The organism is Acinetobacter sp. ANC 4204 (assembly GCF_002135205.1).
In the GTDB taxonomy this organism is placed as follows: Bacteria; Pseudomonadota; Gammaproteobacteria; order Pseudomonadales; family Moraxellaceae; genus Acinetobacter.
The window spans coordinates 232413-238865 of the sequence record NZ_NEFZ01000006.1 but is presented as its reverse complement, the minus strand read 5'-3'; the positions used below and the strand labels follow the sequence as shown (position 1 = coordinate 238865).

8 protein-coding genes are annotated in these 6453 nt (G+C 40.1%); 3 read left to right on the top strand and 5 right to left on the bottom strand.

What is annotated here, in order from left to right; all coding sequences use genetic code 11:
* The coding region (locus tag B9T36_RS19375; RefSeq protein ID WP_139841367.1) for a helix-turn-helix domain-containing protein at window positions 1–100 on the bottom strand (100 nt) is incomplete at its 3' end.
* A gap of 231 nt (window positions 101–331) precedes the next feature.
* Here B9T36_RS19375 and B9T36_RS13675 point away from each other — a divergent pair.
* A complete protein-coding gene (locus tag B9T36_RS13675) occupies window positions 332–604 on the top strand; it encodes a hypothetical protein (protein WP_086210012.1) in 273 nt (90 codons plus the stop codon).
* 151 nt (window positions 605–755) lie between these two features.
* Here the strand turns inward: B9T36_RS13675 and B9T36_RS13670 are convergent, their stop codons facing one another.
* Window positions 756–1187: a hypothetical protein gene (locus B9T36_RS13670; protein ID WP_086210011.1), complete on the bottom strand. Its 432-nt coding sequence runs from the start codon at window positions 1185–1187 to the stop codon at window positions 756–758.
* A 252-nt stretch (window positions 1188–1439) separates the two neighbouring features.
* Window positions 1440–2075 carry a TetR/AcrR family transcriptional regulator gene (locus B9T36_RS13665; protein ID WP_086210010.1) on the bottom strand — a complete coding sequence of 212 codons (636 nt, stop codon included), beginning with the start codon at window positions 2073–2075 and terminating at the stop codon, window positions 1440–1442.
* Between the two features lie 78 nt (window positions 2076–2153).
* Here B9T36_RS13665 and B9T36_RS13660 point away from each other — a divergent pair, with 78 nt between their 5' ends.
* Complete coding sequence (locus B9T36_RS13660) at window positions 2154–3806, top strand: acyl-CoA dehydrogenase family protein (RefSeq protein WP_086210009.1); 1653 nt, start codon at window positions 2154–2156, stop codon at window positions 3804–3806.
* Between the two features lie 6 nt (window positions 3807–3812).
* On the opposite strand, the gene B9T36_RS13655 is transcribed toward B9T36_RS13660, so the two are convergent.
* Both B9T36_RS13655 and B9T36_RS13650 read right to left on the bottom strand, forming a co-directional pair.
* Window positions 3813–4949: a DUF389 domain-containing protein gene (locus B9T36_RS13655; protein WP_086210008.1), complete on the bottom strand. Its 1137-nt coding sequence runs from the start codon at window positions 4947–4949 to the stop codon at window positions 3813–3815.
* 281 nt (window positions 4950–5230) lie between these two features.
* Entirely contained in the window at window positions 5231–5683 is a 453-nt protein-coding gene (locus B9T36_RS13650) for an Lrp/AsnC family transcriptional regulator (protein WP_086210007.1), read from the bottom strand.
* Window positions 5684–5834: 151 nt separating this feature from the next.
* On the opposite strand from B9T36_RS13650, the gene B9T36_RS13645 reads away from it, so the two are divergent.
* Complete coding sequence (locus B9T36_RS13645; protein WP_086210006.1) at window positions 5835–6449, top strand: LysE family translocator; 615 nt, start codon at window positions 5835–5837, stop codon at window positions 6447–6449.
* The last annotated feature ends 4 nt before the right edge of the window (window positions 6450–6453 follow it).

Below are 6453 nucleotides of genomic sequence, written 5' to 3'. Positions count from 1 at the left end.
AACGATTCAGTCTCCAAGCGATATAACGTTTAGAAAAACCTTCACGTAACAATGTATAAATCTGATATCGTTCTTCTTGGGTAAGATGAGTATAGTTCATGATGCAACTTTGACTTTGGTCGGTCGGAAGCAAAATGCTAGCTCATCTTGCTTCTTTCCAATAATTTAATCTCTGTTGCACTTCATTTGAGAATCTAAGATATTTGAATTTTTATAATAAATTAACCAAAAATGAGAATAGAAATGTTTGCGCAAATATATAAATCCATTAAATATCCATAATTGATTTATAGCATTGGAATAATAATTTATAGCATAGAGGTACATCACAATGAAAAAAGTATTAACGGGTTTAATTCTAGGTTTGGGGACACTTGCTCTTGCTGGCACAGCCTTAGCTGCAAGCTCACAAAATACGCAAATACAAAAACAGCCTGCTTCAAATCAAACGCAAGATTGTCCTCCACCACCAAAAGATATGGATAATAAAGATAGACCACGACCTCCTAAAGACGCACAAGGGAAAGACCATCCGCAGCCTCCTAAAGACGCAAATGGTTGCCAGATGCCACCCAAAGATTTGAATGAAAAAAATCGTTCGTAATGATTGAAGCCTCAATGTTTATTGCTTCTTAAATTATGGAATGGATATATGCCGTTTTGATGCGAAGTAATTTTCACTGGAATAAAAACCGCCTGTAAGGGCGGTTTTTTTATGGATTATAAGATGCTAAAATTATTTGATTTACAAGATGTTATTCTCCAATTAGTTTCATCTCTCTTTCATCCCACCAGTGTTGGGCATAAATCGTAGGATTAGTTGTAAGTATTTCATTCAAAATAGTAGCTAGGAATGTAAGTTGCTCTGATATATCAATTTTCTTAAAAAATCCTTTCTTAATTATTGGCTTAGATGGGTTTATAAAAACTAAGAAACCATTCTCATACTCTTGATAATGATTGCAACCAATCCAAATATCTTTAAAGCTTTCATCTGCTAAAGGTATTAAATATCCCCAATCCTCATTTAAGAACTCCGATACAGTTACACCATGTTTAGGAAGTTCTTCTGATAAGTATTTGGCTAATGTGTAGCCCCAAATTTGCCCATCCCAATTTTTTTGTTCTTCAGAAGTTTGAGGGAAGTTATCAGATCGAAACTCTATATGTGTTTTTAATAAGCTCATAATTTTCTTATTCTTTAATATTGAATGATTAAAATAAGAGTTCTTATAGAAGTTGTCTATCTTGTAAACTAATTTTTAAAAATTAAGTCATTAATTGAGTTGTATTCCCTTCATTTATATAATAGAGCTGATATGAATATTTTTTTAAACGGAAATATAAGTAAATAATGAAGTAAGTCTATATTTTTACGAAATTTATCGCTTTGTAAGTAACTTAATTATGTTCTGTTAACCTAAAAGGATCTTTAACTTTTAATAAAGCTGTTTGTATTCAAAATTAGGTTTAACTAAATTTTGAAGAATATCTTTCTCCAATATTACCCATTCTGCAAACTCTGGCTCGACCAGCAAAGTCTGAGACACAAAGCCATAACACACACGTTGCACATTTAAACTCAATTGCTTGAGTTGCTCTGCATCATCAACATAAGGCTCAAGGATACTGCGCCACATTTGCACCATCATTTCATAACTCTTTCGATAGCTTTCAATGTTTGAAACCTGCCGTTCCAGCAAAAAAGTCTGCGCCCAGAGAAACTGTCGAGTCTGAATCTGTTCGAGCTGAAAGTGAATAATTTGTTGTAAATAGTCCTCAAAACTTAGTTTTGTGGATAACTCTATCAGGCTTTGTGCATAACTTTTTAGTTGCTCCGCATTGGTTTTTACGTGCTGATGAATGGTCAATGCAACCAAATCTTCCTTCTTTGAAAAGTACTCATAAAAAGTCCCTAAACCGACACCTGCCACATCGGTAATTTCCCGAATGGTAATTTCATGTGCATGACGCTCATGCAAAAGCCGAACAAAACTTTCTTGCAAAGCTTCTTGGGTGAGTTTAGCTCGCGACTGGCGCGGTCTACGGCGGACTTGGATCTCAGGATTCTTCATAGCACAAAGCTGAACATGGCAGACTCAATTTTTCTCTATACTGAAATGAAAAGCACAGCATAACAAGAGCAAAGTGATATGAATACGACAGGGATGACCCATCAAATCAGCAATCAGTTTGATGAACTGGAAAATTACAATCTGTTTGAAACAGATACCGTTTTACAAGAAATTCTCACTCGATATGGCAGTCAGGATCAGGCAAGACTCACGGAGATGGGTAAAGTCATCGGCTCTGCGGAATATTATGATTATGCTGATCTGGCCAATAGGCATACGCCCATATTACATGCCTTCGATGCTCGCGGACGCCGTAAAGACTTTATCGAGTTTCACCCTGCATGGCATAAATGGATGGGACTGAACCGTCAGTTCGATACCCATGCACATCCGTTTAATCATCCCCATTCATCCTCAAAATGGGTCGAGTGGGCAGCACGTTTTTATTTGGCAGGGCAGGTCGAGTGTGGAAACTTGTGCCCAAATTCGATGACTTTGGGCAGTATTCCACTGATTCAACGTGAGCCTGAACTGTGGGCCAAAATCGGCGATAAGTTACTTTCGACTGAATACGATGAACGTGATGTGCCCATCAGCCAAAAAAAATCAATTTGGCTAGGGATGGGCATGACCGAAAAGCAGGGCGGTTCGGATGTACGTGCCAATGAAACCATTGCAGTACCTGTCGCAGCGTCGGGGCGTGGACAAGCCTATTTGCTCACAGGGCATAAATGGTTTTTCTCTGCACCGATGTGTGATGCACATTTGGTGGTGGCAAAGACGGAACAAGATGGTTTGGCCTGTTTCTTTGTGCCACGTTGGCTAGAGGATGGCAACAAGAACCCAATTCATGTGCAACGCTTAAAAGACAAAGTGGGCAACCGTAGCAACTCAAGTTCCGAAGTCGAATTTAAAGACGCGTGGGGCATTATGATTGGGGAAGCTGGACGCGGTATTCCCACCATTATTGAAATGGCGAATTACACCCGTCTGACCTGTTCCGTAGGCAGTACTGCCATGCTTAGGCAAGCCTTGGTGCAATGTATTGTTTATACCCGTCAGCGCAAAGCTTTTGGCAAACATTTAGCACAGCAGCCTTTGATGCAAGCGGTACTAGCAGATTTAGCCTTAGAAACGGAAGCGGCGATGCAACTCAGTTTCCATCTTGCACATTGCTATGAAGCGGATGACGCATTGTCCGTAGCATGGAAACGCATTATGACCCCAGCTTCGAAGTTCTGGGTATGTAAGCGTGCAGTTGAGTTGACTGGCGAGATGATGGAAGTCTTTGGGGGCAATGGCTATGTTGACAACGGCATCATGGCGCGCATTTTTAAAGAAGCCCCAGTCAATACCATTTGGGAAGGTTCAGGTAATGTCATGTGTTTGGATGTATTGCGTGCTATCAGCCGTGATGTAGAGTCGATTGAGATCTTGTTTCAAGATTTAGCATCCACCGCGATGCAAGATGAAAAGTTGAAGCAAGAGCTACAAAGTCTATTTAAATTATTCCAGCAGGCACCTGAAGGACTACAATTTATGGGGCGCAGTTTAGTGAGTCGTTTAGTCATTTTGGCTCAAGCAGACCTGCTAAAACGGCATGCACCAGACTATGTGGCTGATGGCTTTATTCAAAGCCGTTATAGTCCATTTCATGGTCGGGTTGTCGGGATGCTTGAGATGAAACAACCCGACGTAGAACGACTGCTGCATAGAGCATTTGCGGTTTAAGGCACATTATTGTACTGAAAGTTTTTGCGCCTCATGTTGTTCGAGTTTGACGTTGGGGCTGTCCTCAGCCTGAATAATATCAATCGGAATAAAACGGACTTGGACTATACTGGGTTTATTGTTTGAGTCTGACGAAAGTTTCTGATTGAGTGTTGCAATTTGTGCAGGGCTAGGCGGGATATCGCCACGGATAGAGACACGGACTAAAGTGAAATCATCTCTTTTATCGAATTGGATGGTATCAATAATATTATTATCATGATTCAGCGCAGTACTGATGGTTGCTTCAGTACTGCTTTCATATAGTCGAGCATTGAGCAGAGTATAAAAATTAAAGGAGAGATAAATCCCCAAAAGCGCCAAGAACATTAAGCTAATAGCATTACGTTTGAGAAACTCTTTGACATTACTCTGCACTTCTTCGCTGGAACCACGTCTAAAGCCTGCAATCCAAAGGACTAAAGATGAGCTAATCTGAATGGCAAAGATATTGGTCACCGCCAGTAAAAAAGCATTGGCTGAATTTTTCCATTCCATATGTGCAAATAAAATCCCACTGGCCACCAAGGGCGGAACCAAAGCAGTGGCAACAGCGACACCGACGACTGCTACAGACAACCGAGGTGAAACCGAAGCAAAAGCTCCTGCTGCACCACCTGCTAAAGCAATCATCAAATCTAAAATGGTTGGTTGCGTGCGCGATAGAATCTCATTGGTCATAGGCAGGTCATAGTTTACTAAACCAATCACGATTCCTATGCTATAAATCATGGCAATGCCAAGGAGTAAAGTGGACAGCGCGGTTTTAAACAGTAAAAGGCGGTTGTCAATTAAAGCCAAGGCAATACCTGAAATAGGCCCTAACATCATCGCCACTAGCATCGCGCCAATCACTACCGCAGCTGAGTTTGAAAGCAGGCCATAACCTGCAATGACGGCCGCCAAGGCATTCATAATAAAAAAGGTTTTACTGGGAAGAGCATCCGCTTGAATATTCAGTCGAACTTTTTGATGGTCAATTTTTTTTGAATTTTCGCGTAAAGCTTGTTTATAACGAATCTTCTCTTTTAAGAATTCATACTTTTCTTGGTCAGGGGTGTCGTTGACCACAATAGTTGCATCTTTGTCTTTTTCTAATGGCATGATGATGCTCTTATTTTATATCGAGTTAAGTATTAATTTAGCGCTTTTAAAGAAGGAAACAAATATAAACAATAGTGAAAAATAAGATAAGTTGCGTATAAATTTTCAGCATTCGTAAATAGAATTTTTTCTCTTTATACGCGTAGTATGGCTTCGCTCATTTACCTTTAGGTTGGATTGGTCTTTTGTCGTTCAGCTCATCCATCGAACTAGGGTAAGTATTGCGTTGTATGACGTTTCTCACTGAATGGTGGGGTGGATACCACCGTATAGTGTTCTTTTTAGAATAAAACACTCCGATTTGAAATAATATTTTTCATGACCATAGTGGAAATCAGGCGTTGCACATTGGGGAGTGCTGACAGTTGTTCATCATAGAGTTTTTGATAACTTTCCAAGTCATAGGTGACAACATGCAGTAAGTAGTCGGGGTCACCAAAAAGCCGTTGTGCTTTGACAATTTGAGGAATCTGCAAAATAGCCTCTTCAAGGCTGAGCACTGAATTTTTATCGCCATTTTTGAGTGTGACAAAAACAATGGTCGAAAAATTTAAACCCAACTGAGAAAAATCGAGCTGTGCACGATAGCCTTTGATAATACCTGCATCTTCTAAGGCTTTGACTCGTCGATGACAGGGTGAAAGACTCAATCCAACTTTATTTGCTAACTCAGTAACCGATAAACGTCCATCTGCTTGTAGTTCAGCAAGAATCTTCTTATCAATTTTATCCATGTGGAAGAATCTCCCTTTTTTAGCCGTTATTGCACAAAGATTTGAAAGCACATTTTAGAGCCTAAAGGATATCCTTTCAAAATTATTTGAGGCTGTTTGAATGATCAACTCCCCAAATTTTAACAACGATAACCGATAAAAGGGGAAAGGGATGTCACTCAGCATTTTGATTGCGTTTTGGAGCGTTTCTATACTTTTCGTGATCACACCAGGTATAGATTGGGCTTATGTGATTTCTTCAGGAATCCAAGGTAAAAGAGTCTTACCTGCGGTGACGGGGCTATTAACTGGACACTTGATGGCGGCTTTGACTGTTGCGGCTGGTGTTGGAACTTTGGTTGCGAGTCAGCCAATGTTACTTCAAGTGCTTACAGCTATTGGGGCACTGTATCTGCTTTGGATGGGTTTGAACTTGTCGATGCGTCCTGCAAGTATTAGTCGTGATCAGGTGGCATTGACTTCCTCGAAATCTTGGTACATTCGTGGGGTGTATTTGAGTGGTTTAAATCCGAAAGTCCTGCTTTTATTTCTAGCGTTGTTGCCACCTTTTATTGATCCAAAATCTGCTGTATCGGCAACTTCTCAGATTATTTTATTGGCAGGAATCCATTTGGTTAGTTGTGCGGCGGTTTACTTTTTGGTCGGGTTTAGTGCGCAAAGAGTTTTAGCAACACGTCCTCATGCAGCTATGATCGTGAGTCGAGTCTCTGGTGCATTGATGATTTTGATTGCAATCATTTTATTGTTAGATCAATTTTATTTTTAAGTGT

Bases quoted from the DNA above. Each gene is read 5' to 3' on its own strand.
- B9T36_RS13675 (WP_086210012.1), top strand. From the start codon at position 332: ATGAAAAAAGTATTAACGGGTTTAATTCTAGGTTTGGGGACACTTGCT.
- B9T36_RS13670 (WP_086210011.1), bottom strand. From the start codon at position 1,187: ATGAGCTTATTAAAAACACATATAGAGTTTCGATCTGATAACTTCCCT.
- B9T36_RS13665 (WP_086210010.1), bottom strand. From the start codon at position 2,075: ATGAAGAATCCTGAGATCCAAGTCCGCCGTAGACCGCGCCAGTCGCGA.
- B9T36_RS13660 (WP_086210009.1), top strand. From the start codon at position 2,154: ATGAATACGACAGGGATGACCCATCAAATCAGCAATCAGTTTGATGAA.
- B9T36_RS13655 (WP_086210008.1), bottom strand. From the start codon at position 4,949: ATGCCATTAGAAAAAGACAAAGATGCAACTATTGTGGTCAACGACACC.
- B9T36_RS13650 (WP_086210007.1), bottom strand. From the start codon at position 5,683: ATGGATAAAATTGATAAGAAGATTCTTGCTGAACTACAAGCAGATGGA.
- B9T36_RS13645 (WP_086210006.1), top strand. From the start codon at position 5,835: ATGTCACTCAGCATTTTGATTGCGTTTTGGAGCGTTTCTATACTTTTC.